Source organism: Adlercreutzia aquisgranensis (assembly GCF_943193145.1).
In the GTDB taxonomy this organism is placed as follows: Bacteria; Actinomycetota; Coriobacteriia; order Coriobacteriales; family Eggerthellaceae; genus Xiamenia; species Xiamenia aquisgranensis.
Genome location: NZ_CALPDA010000003.1, coordinates 72,253 through 87,776 on the forward strand (window position 1 = coordinate 72,253; position 15,524 = coordinate 87,776).

Below are 15,524 nucleotides of genomic sequence, written 5' to 3' on the forward strand. Positions count from 1 at the left end.
GAGAATGGGGCATCGCAAAGGCAAGCAGCGGCACGGCGGCGAGCGAGGGGGCGGCTCGCGAGCGGCTGCTTCGGGTTTTCGGTGGGGAAGAGGAGCCGACGACTATGAAGGCACGCAAAACGCGCACGGCGAAGGACCTGTTCGAGCTCGACTCGGAGAGCAGCGTGCCCATCTGGCTGCAGCTGAAGAACCGCTTCATCTACCTCATCACCTCGGGCTACTACCTGCCGGGCGACCAGCTGCCCACGGTGCGCGGCTTGGCGGCTGACGTGGAAATCAACTACAACACCGTGAGCAAGGTGTACCAGAGCCTGGAGGAGGATGGCTTCATCCAATCGAAGCACCGCCAGGGGGCCTTCGTCTGCGACGTGAGCGAGAAGCCCGGCGTGTCCATCGCCGTTACCGTGGAGATCGTCACGGCGGAGTACCTGCAGCGCTGCCAGGAGCTGGGCATGACGCTGGAAGACATAGAAGCCCAGTTCGCGCACAGCATCAGGAAAGAGAAGCTCAAGCGCCACAAGAACCAAGGAGCCGACCATGAGCAGAAGGAAGCAACCGGCCGCGGCCTCGTCGTCAAGTTCCCCGGAGCCGAGCCTGAGCCGCAACGCCACGTCAGCGGACTCGGGGCGTAGGAAGACCTCGCGCAACGGCGCCATCCTGTTCACCGTGGCTGTGTTCGCGGCGGCGGTGGCCGTGGTGCTGGCGCTGTTTGGCGTCATCGGGGGCCGTGTGGGGGTGACAGCCGTGGTAGTGGCGGCCCTTGCCGGCTGGCTGGCGGCGTCGTCGATCCACGTGGTTATGGAGTGGGAGAAGGCCGTGGTCATGCGCTTCGGCAAGTTCAACCGCGTGGCGGGGCCGGGCATCGTGTTCACCTGGCCGCTTGTGGAGTTCTACACTCTGCGGGTGGACCAGCGCGTCATCGCCACCTACTTCGGCGCCGAGGAAACCCTCACCAGCGATTTGGTGCCCATCAACGTGGACGCGGTGATCTTCTGGATGGTGTTCTCGGCGAAGAAGGCCACCATGGAGGTGGAGGACTACGCAAGCGCCGTGTCGTGGATGTCCCAGGCCATGCTGCGAAAGGCTATCGGGCGGGCGTCGCTTTCGGAGGTGGCCACGCGCCGCGACCAGCTGGACGCCGAGCTGAAGGACGTGCTCGAGGGCAAGCTTGCGGAATGGGGCATCACCGTCATCGACGTGGAGGTGCGCGACATCGTGGTTCCCAAGGAGCTGCAGAGCGCCATGGCGGCCGAGGCCATAGCTGCCCGCGAGCGCAACGCGCGCATGATCCTGGCCGAGGCCGAGGGCGACATCTCCGCCATGCTCAAGGACGCCTCCGCCAACTACGAGGGCGATGCCGAGGCCATGCGATTGCGCACCATGCACCTGGCCTACGAGTCGGTGAAGCACTCCGGCGGCACCCTGGTCATCCCCAGCGCGTTCAGCGAAGGGTTCACCGAAGGCCCCGACGGCGCCGACAAGGTTGCCCGCGCAGTGCAGCAGGCGGCTCGGTAGCGGCCCGATGCGCTCGATACCACGGCGGCGAGCGGTGCTCGCTGTCGGGTAGACGGAAAGCCCTTCGACGGTTGATTGAAGGGCTTTTCCGATGCGTTCGATTATGTTTCTACTGGTAAACTAAAAAATCCCCTTTGTCATAGATTGTCATAGAATTTGTCTTGACGGCGCCTACGTGCGTATGACAGACTGTGACAAGATAGAATCCGGCCGATTCTCAAACATCAGGTTCGGCGAACGCGCATCGGAGAGGGGGACGCCTCGGCTGTCCGGGATGCGCCGCCACGGAGGGGACGAGGGACCAGGCCTGCGGCTTTGGTTCATGCTTGCCAGGGGTTGTTCGCTTACTCCCTCCGTCATCAAAGGAAGAAGGGGGCATTGCATGAGTGGTACCACGATTACGCGCCGCTCGTTCCTCAAGACGACAGGGATCCTTGCGGGAGCCGGCTGCCTTGCCGGCGGCTCCTACGGCGCCCTGTCCGCCTTCGCCGAGTCCCAGGAGGGGGAGGGCGATGGCGGCGAGCAGCTGTTCAACTGCAACTGCCGGTCGAACTGCATGGGATCGTGTCGGTTGATCGCCCACGTGCGCGACGGCAAGCTGGTGAAGCTGGCCCCGGGCGACTACCCGGAGCCCGGCTATACCGGCTGCTGCCTGAAGGGCTTGTCCTACGTCGAGCGCATCTACAGTCCCACGCGCATCCAGTACCCCATGCGCCGCGTGGCGGGAACCGAGCGCGGTGCGGGCGAATGGGAGCGCGTGAGCTGGGACGAGGCTATCACCGAGATTGCCGGCAAGATGCAGGAGACCATTGATGCCTACGGTGCCTCGGCCATCGCCTTCGACGCCGCTTCGGGCAACTACGGCTACATCAACGGCGTCTACGGCCTGTTCCCGCGCTTGTGCGCCTGCCTGGGCGCCGTGAAGACGGCCGCCTGCTACGACTACGCCGCAGGCCACGGCATCGACCGCGTGCTGGGCACAGGCGACTGGCAGTACTGCAACGAGCCCAACAGCGTCATGGACTCGTCTATGGTGGTGGTGTGGGGCACGAACCCCGTGTTCACCCATCCCCACAGCTGGCGCTGGATTCAGTGGGCCCGCGAGAACGGCACGAAGGTGGTCACCATCGACCCCATCAAGTCCGCCACCGCCCATCGCTCCGACGAGTACATCCGCGTGAACCCGGGCCACGACGGCTACCTGGCCCTGGCCATGGCGAACTACGTCATCAAGCACGACTTGGTGGACTGGGACTTCATCAAGGACCGCTCCAACGCCGCCTTCCTGGTGCGCAAGGACACGAAGAACCACCTGGCCACCACGAACTGGCCGCCCGAGGCCGCCCAGGCCTACGGCGCCGCCGTGGAGCAGCTGACCGAGCAGTACAGCCCCATGGGCCCCACCGCCGTGGCCGCAGCCGTGGCCGCCATCCCCGTGGACTACTACGTGTGGGATAACGCCACGAACAGCATCGCGCTTATAGACGAGGCCCAGGACCCGGCGCTCGAGGGCACCTTCACCACGCCCGACGGCATAGAGCTGGAGACCTCCTACTCGCTGCTGAAGAAGCAGCTGGAGCAGTACACCACTGCCGAAGCGGCGCGCCTGACCGGCCTCGACGAGCAGTTCGTCGTGGACTTCACCGAGCGCTTCGCCGCTGAGGACGCGGTGTCGGTCAACATCACCTACGGCCTGGACCACTACCTCAACGGCTACCAGAACACCTGGTCCATCGCCATCCTCATGGCGCTTACGGGCAACCTGGCCAAGCCGGGCGCAGGATTTACCGGCGTGTTCACCACCCGCTGGTCGCCGGAGACGCTGGGGCTGTGGGTGACGCCGGAGTACAAGGTGCTCAACGCCGTCATCCCCTTCGGCATCATGCCCGAGATCGTGGCCACCCAGACGCTCAACGGTCAGCCCTTCCCCATGAAGGTGATGATCTCGCACTGCTCGAACCCCGTGAGCAACCTGGGCGGGCAGCGGGAGTTCCTGGACCGGCTGCTGCCGAATCTGGACTACTACGTGGTCATCGACATGGAGATGACCGACTCGGCCCGCTACGCCGACATGGTGCTGCCCGCGTCGTCCTGGTACGAGGTGGAGGACATCCGCGCCGGCTACAACAACCCCTACAGCATCTACCAGGAGAAGGCCATCGAGCCCATGTACGAGAGCAAGTGCGACTCCGAGATCGCCGGGCTTCTGGGCCGCGCGCTGGGCTTCGAGGCGTCGTTCCCCGAAGGCGAGGACATCAACACCTGGGCGCCCATCCTGTTCTCCAACGAGGCGTCCAAGGCCCAGAACCTGTCGCTGGAGCGCTTCCGCGAGGAGAAGGTCATCCAGACCACCGGCACGCCAGGAGAGTCGTTCATCACCGGCATGACCAAGCCGTTCACCACCGAGAAGGGCCGCGTGCGCCTGTATACCGACAAGCCCAAGCCGCGCCTGAACTACGGCCAGGACCTGTCGGCCCGCGTGGACAACGAGCATCTGGTGTACTACCGCGAACCGGAAGAGGCCGGCATCGACAACCCGTTGGCCGAGAAGTATCCGCTGGTGTATTTGCAGGAGCATTCGCGCTTCCGCGTGCACACCCAGTGGGGCGTGGTGCCGCTTCTGCGCGAGCTCGACCCCGAGCCGGTGGCCAAGGTCAACGGCCGCGATGCTGCCGAGCGCGGAGTGACCACGGGCGACATCGTGGAAGTGTACAACGACCGCGGACACTGCGTGGTGAAGTGCCTGGTGGACGAGTCCATCGCGCCGGGCGTGCTGTCCATCCCCAAGGGCTGGCAGCGCGAGCAGTTCATCGAAGGCGGTTACCAGGAGATGTCCCAGCCGGGCATGGACCCCTATCCCTCGGCTGCGTCCTTCTACGACGCCCGCGTCAACTTCAGGAAATGGGAGGGCTAAATCATGCGCTACGGATTTGCGATAGATACGAAGCGGTGCATCGGGTGCCATACCTGCTCGGTAGCCTGCCGCATTGAGAACAACCTGCCCACGGGCGTGTGGTGGAACCGGGCCCTGACCGATGGCGGCGAGCATATGGACACGCCGGCGGGCGAGTTCCCCAACGTGTCCATGAGCTACGTGACCGTGGCCTGCCAGCACTGCGAGAACCCGGCCTGCGTGAAGGTGTGCCCGGTGGGCGCCACCTACAAGGATCCGGAGACCGGCGTGGTGCGCCAGGACTACGACAAGTGCATCGGCTGCCGCATGTGCATGGGCGCCTGCCCCTACACCGGCGTGCGCTCCTTCAACTGGGAGGAGCCGCAGCATGTGATCGACTTCCCCGTGGGAGATGCCGAGGTGCCCGAGCACCAGAAGCACGTTGTGGAGAAGTGCACCATGTGCTGGCACAGGCTGGCCAAGGGCGAGCAGCCCATGTGCGTGACCACGTGCCTGGCCCGCGCCCGCTTCTGGGGCGACCTGGACGACCCCTCCTCCGAGGTGGCGACGCTGGTGCGCGAGCGGTCCTCCAAGCAGCTGCTGGCCGAGGAGGGCACCAACCCCTCCGTCTACTACCTCGTATAGGAGGGCCGATCGATGACGAATATGCAGTTTTCCGACGTTGCGGTGTCCGACGAGATGGACTTCAACGAAGGGGGGCGCGAGGCTGCCAGCGCTGCCGGCCGCAGCGCCGAACGCGCCAAGGAGAAGGCCCAGGCCTGGGGTGGTGCGGCCTTGAACGCCGCCATCGGCGTGTCGGGCGTGCTCACCGTGGCCGGCGTGGCGCTGTGGGGCATCCAGCTTTCCGGCGGCATGGTGCAGACCGCCATGCGCAACCTGGACTCCTGGGGCCTCTATATCACCATGTTCATGTTCTTCGTGGGCCTGTCCGCCGGCGGCCTGATCATCTCCTCGGTGCCGAAGGCCTTCGGGATCAAGGGCTTCGGCGGCATCTCGAAGGTGGCGGTGTACTCATCTATCGCCTGCACCGTGGCTGCCATCGGCTTCGTGGTGGTCGACCTGGGCCAGCCCATTCGGCTGTGGGAGCTGTTCGCCTATTCGAACCTGGGCTCCCCGCTCATGTGGGACATCGTGGTGCTGGGCACCTACCTTATCCTGTCCTGCGTGTACCTGTGGGCTCAGGTGCAGTCCGAGAAGGGCAAGGTGTCCGCTGCCGCCCTGCGCGTGATCAGCGTGATCGCCCTGGTGTGCGCGGTGCTGGTGCATTCCGTGACCGCGTGGATCTTCGGGCTGCAGGTGGGGCGCGAGATGTGGCATACGGCGCTTCTGGCCCCCTGGTTCGTGTCGTCGGCTCTGGTGTGCGGCACGGGGCTGGTCATGCTGGTGTGCATGGGGCTTTCCAAGGCCGGCTACCTGGAGTTCAGTCGCGAGAACCTGGTGAAGCTGGCGAAGCTTCTGGGCGCCTTCGTGTGCGTAGACCTGTACTTCTTCGGCTGCGATTTGCTGACCGAGGCCTTCCCGGCCGCCGGCGGCATGGAGGTTGTGACCATGCTGGTGTCGGGCCCGTTGGCTCCGTTCTTCTGGGTGGAGATCATCGGGTGCATCCTGTGCGCGGCGGTGTGCTTCGTGCCTTCGCTGCGCAAGCCCGGCCTGCTGGCGGTGGGCGCCGTGCTGGCCATCGCGGGCATCTTCTGCAAGCGCGTGCAGCTGCTGGTGGGCGGTTTCCAGCTGACCAACCTCGACATGCCCGGTCCGGTGACCTCGCTTTCGGTGACCAACTGGGAATCCGGTTTCAGCGGGGCCTACAGCGGCCTGGTGTACTGGCCGACGCCTCTGGAGTTCGGCGTGGCCCTGGGCGTGGTGGCGCTGGCCGTGCTCATCTTCTGCCTGGGCGTGAAGTTCCTGCCCCTGCGTCCGAAAGAGGACTAAGGCCCAGCGCGGGAGCTCGATGATTGCGCGACGTTGCCGGTGCCGTGCCTGTACGAGGGGTGCGGCACCGGCTGGTTAAGGTGATGGTGCGTGCGGCGCTGCCGCCTGCGGGCGGGTCGTCGGGTCGGCTGCGGGCTTGGCGGCCTTGGCAAGTTAGGTGGCTGCCTGGCATGCGGAAGAGGGGAGAGGCGATGGCGAAAGGGAAGGCGGCGGGCATCGTGCTGGCGTTCGCCCTGTTCGCGGCTGTGTGCGCGGGTCTTGCGCTGGGTGCTTCGGCCCTTGTGCCCGAAGCTGGGCTGCCCCAGCCTATCGCCGCGGATTCCCCCTGCCCGGCCACCGGGTGCGCCGACGGGCGCTGCCACGACTACGAGTCCGTCCCCGAGCCCGACGGCGCAACGCTTATGACCTGCCCGGAATCCCCCTGCACGAGTGAGGAATGCCACGGGTGGGACGTGCTGGCCGATCGGTACCACAAGGCCTCCGACGCCAGCCTGAACCTGTGGGTGGTGCTGCCGGTGCTGCTGGTCATGGGGCTGGTGGTTGTCGTGAAGCGGGTGAGGTAGCATGGCTGTGACCGGTGAGAATCGCAGGTCGGGCGCCGAGGCGTCCGGACGGAAACCGCGCCTGGGAGCCTTCGTGCGCAGGCGCTGGGCCGTGGTCGTGCTGGCGGTGCTGGCGGGCGCGGCCATGCTGCCCGTGCTCACGGGGGTGCCGGCCCACGAATGGTTGGGCCTGGCGGCAACCGTGGCGCTGCTGGTCCATTGCGGGGCGCACGCCTGGCGGCTCCCCGCGCTCGCACGCCGCGGCGGGCGGCTGCGGCTGGGGGCGGCGGTCGACTGCCTGGTGTTCGCCTCCCTTGCCTTGTGCGCCGTGTCGGGCCTCATGGTGTCGGCCACGGTGCTGCCGGCGATGGGCCTCTTCTCGCCGGGCTACTTCTTCTGGGACCCGCTGCACTCCTTCTCGGCCAAGCTTTTGCTAGCGGCCCTGCTGGTCCACGCCTTCCTGCACTGGCGGGGCCTGCGGGCGAAATAGCGCCAGCGGGCGAAAGCGCTGGCGTGAGACGGACTCGGTGACCTTGTCTTTCGTGCTCGAGTGCACGAAATCCCGAACTTCGGGGCTTTGGGGAATGATTGCCGTGTTTAGCGCCAAGGACTGGGCGCTGTGTCTGTCGGTGTCGCAAGGTGCAGGTATATCCGATGTCGCAACATGGCCCCATGCGCCTTCCTGCTATGCAAGATAGAAGGCAGCCATGGGAAAGGACGCATGCAAGCATATCGGTGCTTCCGTTGTCGCAGTTGCGCTTGCCTCAACAATCAACCCTCTCGTGCCGTCCGCTCTCTCGATCAATCTTGTTTCGGCAAGGGTTGCACCGCGATGATGTCTCTCAGGAATGCGCCAGCGTACAGGGGCAACGTGATTTTCTTCCCTGAGACTCCGATGTTGCCTGCCGACAGCTTGTACCCTCTGCTGATATCGTCGCGTTCCAAAAACGTGTTGAGCGAAGCGGTTGCCCCCTTCTTCGCTTTGACTTCGACGGGCACTACGCTCGCATCGTGCTCAAGCAGGAACTCGATTTCGATGTTCCCCTTGTCGTTCATCCAGTAATGCAGGTCAAACCCCGCTTTTGCCAGCATGTCAGCGACAAGGTTCTCGTAGAGGCCTCCTTTCATGGGCCCTTGAAGTTTGTCTTCGACGATGGCTGCCATCATGTCGAACCCGTACATGGCGCACAGCAGTCCTGGATCGCTCAGATAAACCCGGAACCTCTGCTCGTCCTCGTAGGCCCGAAGGGGGAAGCTTGCGGTGGTGACGGAGCGGCAATAGCGAATGAGGTTCGCGTCCCGCAGCCAGTCGAGCGCCGTCTCGAACTTGCGAGCCGAGCCTTTTTTCTCGACAACGCCGTATCTGAACTTGGTGTTCTCCTTCGCCAGCTGGCGCGGAATCGACAGGTAGCAGTCTCTGGCCTTGTTCCTATCCCGCGGCGTGGCGTACTTCGCGATGTCGTCAAGGTATGCGTTCAGGATCATTTCCTGCTCTGTGAAAGCGGTAGCGAAGCTGTTCTCTCTCACGAAGGCCGAGACGACGGCGGGCATTCCTCCCACGGCCAGGTACTCCCGAAGCTTGCCGAGAAGCGTCTCGTGGATATCGGCGGGGAAGGGCTCGAAGTTCGCAAGGTGGCCACGAATGGCGCGAACGGCTTCCTCGGAGTAGCCGACCGCCCAGAGGAACTCTTCGAAGTCCAGTCCCGACATCTCTATTTGGCGCTCGTAGCCCACGGGAATGGACGACACTTCGGAGTAGGAGATGCCCAGAAGCGATCCTGATGCGACAACGTCCACCGAGCTGTCCTCGGCAAGGAATTTGAGGGCTGTTCGCGCGTTGGGGCACTCCTGAATCTCGTCAAGAAAGAGCAGGGTTCTCCCTGGAACGAACGAGGCACCGGGGAGGAGCAGCGTTATGCGTTTCCGTATTTCCTGGGGTGATAGCTCCTCGTCGAAAGCGGACTTTAGCCTTGGGCTCTCGATGAAGTTGAGCTCAACGACGCTCTCGTAGGATTCCTGCCCGAACTGCCTGATGGCGAACGTTTTTCCCACCTGGCGCGCTCCTTTTACCAAGAGGCATTCGGACGTTTTCTCCTCTTTCCATTGGCGGAAGGTGTTGAGTATCTTTCTCTGAAGCATCATTTCACCTGTTCAAGTATATAATTGCATCAATTCCAGAGTAGATTAGCCAAAAAGTACATCGTTTCCAAGGCATTTTCTTCGACAAATGCATATTTTCCAGACGCAATGCCCTGGAACAACCGCAGTTCCTGGTGCCAAGTACTGGGCGCTAGGTCCGTTATGGGCTTCCTTTCGCGACAGGGGCGTAGGCGGCGAAACAGCCCGCTTGAGAGGGTGTGCCGGCAAGGCCTGTTCTGGAATCGAACGGGTAACGGCTGCTTCCTGTTGGCGGCTGCGGGCGCTATGCTTGACGGAGCGCCCGGTCGGCAAGGCGCTGCGCTTGGTAGCGCGCCGGGCTGGCGAGGCGCCTGCTTGGCGGTGTCGAGTTTCCGCCGCGGACGAAGGCTCGCGTTTAGGGCGAAGGGAAGGTAGACCATGCTTCGGAGAATCATTCGCATCGACGAGGATGTGTGCAACGGCTGCGGCTTGTGCGCCAGCGCCTGCCACGAGGGCGCCATCGCCATGGTGGACGGCAAGGCGCGTTTGACGAGGGAGGATTTCTGCGACGGCCTGGGCGACTGCCTGCCTGCATGCCCGACGGGCGCCATCACCTTCGTCGAGCGCGACGCGCCTGCCTACGACGAGGCGGCGGTGCTGGCGGCCCAGATGGCCAAAGCCGCCGAAGAGGCTCGCGAGGACGGTCGGTTTGCGGGCGGCTGCCCCGGCTCGGCGCCTACGAGCCTGCGCGAGACGTCGGCGTTCGGCGCAGGCGTCGCACCTGCGGGCTGTCCCGGCTCGGCTGCCACGTCGCTGCGGCCCGACCCCGCTGCTGCACCGGTTGTTGCGGGCGCGGTGCCAGCTGCGGGGGTGCCGTCAGCCGCGAACGTTCCGGTGCCTGCCGCGCCTTCTGTCGCCCCCATCCCGTCCCAGCTGGCCCAGTGGCCTTGCCAGATCAAGCTGGTCCCGGTGACGGCCCCCTTCTTCCAGAATGCCAAGCTGCTTATCGCCGCCGACTGCACAGCTTTTGCCTACGGGGCGTTCCATCGCGACTTCATGGCGGGGCGCGTGACCATTGTCGGCTGCCCGAAGCTCGACAACATCGATTACAGCGAGAAGCTGGCGGCCATTATCGCGAACAACCCCATCCAAAGCGTCGAGGTGCTGCGGATGGACGTGCCTTGCTGCGGCGGCCTGGAAAACGCCGCCATCAGGGCGCTGCAGCAAAGCGGCAAGTTCATCCCCTGGTCCGTGGTGACCATCGGCCGCGACGGCACCGTGCTGGATACACGCCCCTAGCCGGCCTCGTGCGCCGTCGAAGCATCTTTCGGCGCTGCGCGAATCGCACTGCTGCCATCCCGGGGCCGATCGAGGCTCTGTCTGTTGCCAACGCTGCTCTACGATGTGCAGCCGTGCGTGTATAATGAGCCTGTTCGGCAAGGGAAGGAAACCTCCATGCTCGCCTTCAGGGATATCGAATCGTGCGTTCGCGACGTGGCGTCGTCTTACGACATCGATCGCGTGTACCTGTTCGGGTCCTATGCACGCGGGAGCGCCGGCGACGATAGCGACATCGACCTGTGTTTGGAGACGGGGCCAACGTTTTCCCTTTTCAGCGCGGGAGGCTTCCAGCAAGATCTGAGCGGGTTGTTTCAGAGACCCGTCGACGTGGTGACTGAACGCGCGCTCTATGATTTCGTGAGCTCCTCATACCTTCGCGATCGGGTATTGCTGTATGAACGATAGCGACCGGCTTGTCCTTCGCCAGATCTGCGTCCACTGCAAAAGCATTGAACGGCGCATAGATGATTTCGCAATTGACGGCCAGTCGTTCGTTGACAATGACGCCTTCTTCGACATGTTGCTCATGCCCGTTTCCAGATTGGCGAACTGGCCGGTGCTCTGAGCCAAGAGTTCGTGGAAGAAGATGAGATGCCGTGGCATGCAATTCGGGGGTTCCGCAGCATTATCGCCCACGATTACGGCGTTGTTGACCCGCTGTGGGCGTGGAACACCATCCAAGCCGATATTCCTGCCCTTTATGACCACTTGAAGAAGGTCGTAGAATAATGTTCGGCATACCCGGTAGTGTCCCAGGCTGGCGAGGTGCTTGCTTGGCGGACCGCCGCCCCTAAAGACAAGCGGCGCAGCTCCAGGGCTTGATGCCCTCCAGCTCTCCGCCGATTCTCTGTCGCGCCATCTCCAGGTCGTAGGCATCCTGCGCGCGTAGCCAGTATCCGTCGGTGAGCCCGAAGAAACGGCAGAGGCGCAAATCGGTTTCGGCGGTGATCGACCGGCGTCCCAGAACGATTTGGCCGATGCGCTGTGCGGGCATGCCGGTTTCCTTGGCGAGACGGTACTGCGAAATGCCCATGGGCTTCAGAAATTCCTCGTTCAGCAATTCGCCCGGCGTTACGGGCGCGAGATGCTTTGCCATGTTCGACCCCCTAATGATAGTCGACGATAGTTACGCCCGCGGGCCCGGCGCTCGTCCATTCGAAACAGATGCGGAACTGGTCGTTTATGCGAATGCTCCAGAACCCTTCCAGGTTGCCCGAGAGTTTCTCCAGGTGATTGCCGGGCGGAATGCGTAAATCCTGCAGATCCCCTGCGATCTGCAGCTGCCGCAGTTTTCGCAGAGCAACTCGCTCGAAAGAGGCGAATCGATTCACGCGGTTTCTCCCGAACAGCCGCTCCGTATCCTTGTCTCCGAACGATACGATCATAGTAACCCCTTGCGTTATTAACGTCAACCGTTCCTAATCGCCCCATGCCACATTTTGAAAACAAATGTTTTATATACAGATACATAATATCATATTAATGTTCTATTTTATATGGTAGAGACGATTTGCAGTTGTTTGTTTGTTTGCAGCCATGGCGGCAACGTATCCGACGCGGAGAAGGGCAGTACCAGGTGCAGGATGCCTTCGAGATAGACGAGAGCAGCTCCACGCCTATCTGGCTGCAGCTGAAGAACCGCATCGTGTACCTGATCGCTTCGGGCTACTACAAGCCCGGCGACAAGCTGCCCACGGTGCGCGAGCTGGCCATCGCCCTGAAAATCAACTACAACACGGTGAACAAGGTGTACCTCAGCCTGCTGCACGACGGCTACCTCATGTCGCGGCGGGGCAAGGGCACCTTCGTCAACGAGCTGGCGCGCCCGGCCGAAGCGGTGGAGGACTCGCCGGCCGACACCGTCATCGACATGATGATCAACCAATGCCTGGAGTTGGGGGTCCCCCTGGATGACGTGGTGAACCAGGTCACCAGGAGGGTTGCAAGGCGTCGGGAGAGTTAGCGGACGGCACGGAGGGATTTATGGCTCGGAGCAAGCGGTCATCATGCGCTTCGGGCGCTTCTACCGCCTGGCGGGGCCGGGCATCTACTTCACCATCCCCATCGTGGAGTCCGAGGCCGCCAAGGTGGACCAGCGCGTGCGCACCATGAACCTGGTCTACGACAGCGTGCGGGAGAACGGGTCCATGGTGGTGGTGCCCTCTGCCTACAGCGAGGGCTTCACCGAAACCGCCGCTAACGCCGCCCAAGCCGCTCGCGACCTGGGGCGGTAGGGGACGGCCCGCCGGGTTGCGCGCGGGCTGTTTGTAGAATTGGCGAGATGCGTTTTAGCGGCGCCCGGTAGCGGTATGCTCGTCAGGGGACGGTCGCAATCGGGCAGGGGGCTTTCATGAACACCGTGGTTTTGGGCAAGTCGGGCATCGCATCGCCGCAGAACGCTTTCGGGGCGCTGCCTATCCAGCGTTGCACCGAGGAGCAGGCGGTGGCGCTGGTGCGTCGGGCCTTCGAGGGCGGTATGACCTTCTTCGACACGGCGAGGGCCTACACCACCAGCGAGGAGCGCGTGGGCAAGGCGCTGGCCGACGTGCGCGACCAGGTGGCTATCGCCAGCAAGACCATGGCCGAGACGCCGGAGGGCTTCTGGCGCGACCTGGAGACGTCGCTTCGCACCTTGGGCACTGACTACCTGGACCTCTACCAGCTGCACTGCGTGCCCCGCTGCTACCGGCCCGGCGACGGCACCGGCATGTACGAGTGCCTGCTGGAGGCGCGCGAGCGCGGGCTTATCCGCCACATCGGCATCACGGCGCACCTGATCGCGGTGGCCGAGGAGATTGCGGAAAGCGGCCTGTACGAGACGCTGCAGTTCCCCTTCAGCTACCTGGCCAGCGACCGCGAGGTCGCCCTGGTGGAAACCTGCGCCCGCAACGACGTGGGCTTCATCGCCATGAAAGGCCTGGCCGGCGGTCTCATCACCAACGCCGAAGCCGCCATGGCCTTCATGACCCGCTACCCCAACGTGCTTCCTATCTGGGGTGTGCAGCGGGCGTGCGAGCTGGAGCAGTGGCTGGCGTTCATGGGCGACACCCCGCAGGTCACACCCCAGATGGAGGCGTTCTTCGCGTCCGAGCGCACCCAGCTTGCCGGCGGTTTCTGCCGCGGCTGCGGCTACTGCGCACCGTGCACCGCGGGCATCCCCGTCAGCATGGACGCGCGCATGTCGCTCATGATCCGTCGCGCGCCCTCGCAGGCGTGGCTCTCGCCCGAATGGCAGGAGAAGATGAATCTGGTGGAGGACTGCACCGAGTGCGGCGTGTGCATGACACGCTGCCCCTACCAGCTGGACATCCCCAGCCTGCTTCGTCAGAACCTGGACGACTACCGCGCCGTGCTGGCAGGAAAGGTGCAGGTGTAGGGCCTGCACCGCACGCCGTTATTTTTGCCGAACGGAAATTCTGGTCCTTGCCAACGCCTGCATGGGCTAAACTGTTTCGTTGCGCCTTCGAGCGCGCATGCCCGCTATTTCTGCAAAGGAAGTGATACGGAAAGGGGTGGTTTACCTTGTCTGTCGACGAGCAGCCTCCCGATGGAGCAGTCCTACCTCATCGCGAGGTGCAAGCAAGCCCCCAGGGTGTCGCGGCCGTGCAATCCGGCGCACCCGATCCGTTTCCCCCGAACCCTCCCCATGGTTCCATCGCAAACCTGCGTAAGAGCAATATCAGCGCACTCGGCATTGCCTTTATGCTGTTTTGCCTTGTCTCAGCCGGTGCTTTCGGCATAGAGGAGATTATTCCCTCGGCAGGCCCCGGCCTTACCCTTATCATCTTGATCGTGCTGCCCTTCCTGTGGGCGCGCCCCATCAGCTCCCTTGTGGCCGAGGCGAACTCCATCCTGCCGCGCGAGGGCGGCATCTACGCCTGGGCTAAGGAGACCTTCGGCGAGTTTTGGGGATTTCAGGCCGGCTGGTGGACCTCCATGGACACCTACATCGCTTCCGGCGCCTACATTGCCATGGCTGGCGGCTACACGGCGCAGCTGCTCTCGCTGGACGACGCGGGCACGTTTGTGTTCAAGCTGTTCGTCATCGCGTTCTTCACGGTGATCAACCTGGTGGGGCTTATCGAGGTGGAGCGCATCAGCACGTTCTTCTCGGTGCTGATCCTCATCGTGTTCGGCATGGCGGTGGTCTTCGGCTTCATGAACTGGCAGGCCAACCCCTTCGACCCCGTGTTCGCCAATCCTGAAAACCCCATGAGCTGCCTGGTGGAGGCGCTCAGCCTGGGTATATGGATGTACTGTGGTTACGAGTGCATCGCCGCCATGTCCGGCGAGTACGAGGACTCGCGCAACGTGGCCAAGGGCTTCCGCATAGCGCTGCCGCTGATCGCGCTGTCCTACATTCTGCCCACGCTGGCGTGCCTGGGCGCGTACCCGGAGGGCACGTGGACCGAATGGGGCATCGAGGGCGGCTTCTCCGAGAACGTGCTCGGCTACGGCACCATCTTCTCCATGGTGCTGGGGCATACCGGCGTGGTCATATTCCTGATCATCGCCATCATGAGCCAGTGCACCATCTACAACACCTACCTTGCCAGCGGCTCGCGCAGCTTCTGGGTGCTTTCCGAGGACAACCTGTTCCCGCGGTTCATCCGCAAGGTGGATAAGTCCGGGCGCAGCCCCTACGTGGGCGTGCTCACCATTTCGCTGTCGTCGCTGGTGTTCTCGCAGTTCGATTTCGTGTCGATTATCGAGATGGACATCGTGTTCATCCTAGCGCGCTACATGCTGCTGGGATTCATCGTGATGAAGCTGCGCAAGATGTACCCGGTTGCCGAGCGGTCCGCCGACATGTACGTGATCAAGGGGCGGGTGCGGCCGTGGTCGTTCGCGGTGCTGGCCTGCGGCATCGCCACGTTCGCGCTGTGCCTGACGCCCATCGGCGACTTTCCGGCAACGGTTCTGTTCCTGGCGTCGGGCGTGGTGGCCTACGTGGTGTTCAAGCGCATCTACGGCGGCTTGACCTGCGTCGATCCCGAAGCGCATCCTGTCGACCCCAAGACGGGCCTGGCTGTGGGAGACACCCGGCGCATCGGCCTGTTCGCGCTCGTGACGGCGGGGCTGTTCCTGCTCACGTTGGCGCTGAACCTAGCTTTCGGGCTGTAGGGGGGCGCCGCCGGCTGCAGCGCGCGGGCGACCTTCGCCGG

General features: G+C 63.6%; 16 protein-coding genes and 1 pseudogene. 14 read left to right on the plus strand and 3 right to left on the minus strand.

The window, feature by feature from the left end; genetic code table 11:
* Positions 1–104 precede the first annotated feature (104 nt).
* The 7 genes from NFR41_RS02400 to NFR41_RS02430 all read left to right on the plus strand — a co-directional run bounded on the left by NFR41_RS02400 (position 105) and on the right by NFR41_RS02430 (position 7,390).
* The gene (locus NFR41_RS02400; RefSeq protein WP_160212625.1) at positions 105–632 is read left to right on the plus strand and encodes a GntR family transcriptional regulator; all 528 of its coding nucleotides are present in this window, start codon (positions 105–107) and stop codon (positions 630–632) included.
* Positions 538–1,515: an SPFH domain-containing protein gene (locus NFR41_RS02405; protein ID WP_251230575.1), complete on the plus strand. Its 978-nt coding sequence runs from the start codon at positions 538–540 to the stop codon at positions 1,513–1,515. The genes NFR41_RS02400 and NFR41_RS02405 overlap by 95 nt, the downstream gene beginning before the upstream one ends.
* A gap of 382 nt (positions 1,516–1,897) precedes the next feature.
* Positions 1,898–4,429, plus strand: coding sequence for a molybdopterin-containing oxidoreductase family protein (locus tag NFR41_RS02410; RefSeq protein WP_251230576.1), 2,532 nt, complete (start codon positions 1,898–1,900; stop codon positions 4,427–4,429).
* On the plus strand, positions 4,430–5,053 hold the full coding sequence (locus NFR41_RS02415; protein ID WP_432762682.1) for a 4Fe-4S dicluster domain-containing protein: 624 nt from the start codon (positions 4,430–4,432) through the stop codon (positions 5,051–5,053).
* Between the two features lie 12 nt (positions 5,054–5,065).
* Positions 5,066–6,358, plus strand: coding sequence for an NrfD/PsrC family molybdoenzyme membrane anchor subunit (gene nrfD, locus NFR41_RS02420; RefSeq protein WP_251230578.1), 1,293 nt, complete (start codon positions 5,066–5,068; stop codon positions 6,356–6,358).
* A gap of 191 nt (positions 6,359–6,549) precedes the next feature.
* A complete protein-coding gene (locus NFR41_RS02425; RefSeq protein WP_251230579.1) occupies positions 6,550–6,921 on the plus strand; it encodes a hypothetical protein in 372 nt (123 codons plus the stop codon).
* Between the two features lie 7 nt (positions 6,922–6,928).
* Positions 6,929–7,390 (plus strand): DUF4405 domain-containing protein, encoded by a 462-nt coding sequence (locus tag NFR41_RS02430; protein ID WP_251230580.1) that lies wholly within the window; start codon positions 6,929–6,931, stop codon positions 7,388–7,390.
* 311 nt (positions 7,391–7,701) lie between these two features.
* On the opposite strand, the gene NFR41_RS02435 is transcribed toward NFR41_RS02430, so the two are convergent.
* Positions 7,702–9,042 (minus strand): ATP-binding protein, encoded by a 1,341-nt coding sequence (locus NFR41_RS02435; protein WP_349665466.1) that lies wholly within the window; start codon positions 9,040–9,042, stop codon positions 7,702–7,704.
* Positions 9,043–9,456: 414 nt separating this feature from the next.
* Here NFR41_RS02435 and NFR41_RS02440 point away from each other — a divergent pair, with 414 nt between their 5' ends.
* The 3 genes and pseudogenes from NFR41_RS02440 to NFR41_RS02450 form a co-directional block, all read left to right on the plus strand.
* Positions 9,457–10,317, plus strand: coding sequence for an ATP-binding protein (locus NFR41_RS02440; protein WP_251230582.1), 861 nt, complete (start codon positions 9,457–9,459; stop codon positions 10,315–10,317).
* A gap of 156 nt (positions 10,318–10,473) precedes the next feature.
* The gene (locus NFR41_RS02445) at positions 10,474–10,764 is read left to right on the plus strand and encodes a nucleotidyltransferase family protein (protein WP_251230583.1); all 291 of its coding nucleotides are present in this window, start codon (positions 10,474–10,476) and stop codon (positions 10,762–10,764) included.
* Positions 10,765–10,890: 126 nt separating this feature from the next.
* Positions 10,891–11,088: pseudogene (locus NFR41_RS02450) on the plus strand (HepT-like ribonuclease domain-containing protein); the annotation flags it as partial.
* A gap of 61 nt (positions 11,089–11,149) precedes the next feature.
* On the opposite strand, the gene NFR41_RS02455 reads toward NFR41_RS02450, so the two are convergent.
* Both NFR41_RS02455 and NFR41_RS02460 read right to left on the minus strand, forming a co-directional pair.
* Positions 11,150–11,455, minus strand: coding sequence for a HigA family addiction module antitoxin (locus tag NFR41_RS02455; RefSeq protein WP_251230585.1), 306 nt, complete (start codon positions 11,453–11,455; stop codon positions 11,150–11,152).
* Between the two features lie 10 nt (positions 11,456–11,465).
* Positions 11,466–11,744, minus strand: a complete 279-nt coding sequence (locus NFR41_RS02460; RefSeq protein ID WP_251230586.1) for a type II toxin-antitoxin system RelE/ParE family toxin — start codon at positions 11,742–11,744, stop codon at positions 11,466–11,468.
* A 191-nt stretch (positions 11,745–11,935) separates the two neighbouring features.
* Between NFR41_RS02460 and NFR41_RS02465 the strand changes: the two genes are divergently transcribed.
* The 4 genes from NFR41_RS02465 (at position 11,936) to NFR41_RS02480 (ending at position 15,483) form a co-directional block, all read left to right on the plus strand.
* Entirely contained in the window at positions 11,936–12,322 is a 387-nt protein-coding gene (locus NFR41_RS02465; protein ID WP_160212633.1) for a GntR family transcriptional regulator, read from the plus strand.
* 43 nt (positions 12,323–12,365) lie between these two features.
* Complete coding sequence (locus tag NFR41_RS02470) at positions 12,366–12,593, plus strand: SPFH domain-containing protein (RefSeq protein WP_160212634.1); 228 nt, start codon at positions 12,366–12,368, stop codon at positions 12,591–12,593.
* Positions 12,594–12,709: 116 nt separating this feature from the next.
* On the plus strand, positions 12,710–13,735 hold the full coding sequence (locus NFR41_RS02475) for an aldo/keto reductase (RefSeq protein ID WP_251230587.1): 1,026 nt from the start codon (positions 12,710–12,712) through the stop codon (positions 13,733–13,735).
* A gap of 326 nt (positions 13,736–14,061) precedes the next feature.
* A complete protein-coding gene (locus NFR41_RS02480; RefSeq protein WP_251230588.1) occupies positions 14,062–15,483 on the plus strand; it encodes an APC family permease in 1,422 nt (473 codons plus the stop codon).
* Positions 15,484–15,524: the final 41 nt, after the last annotated feature.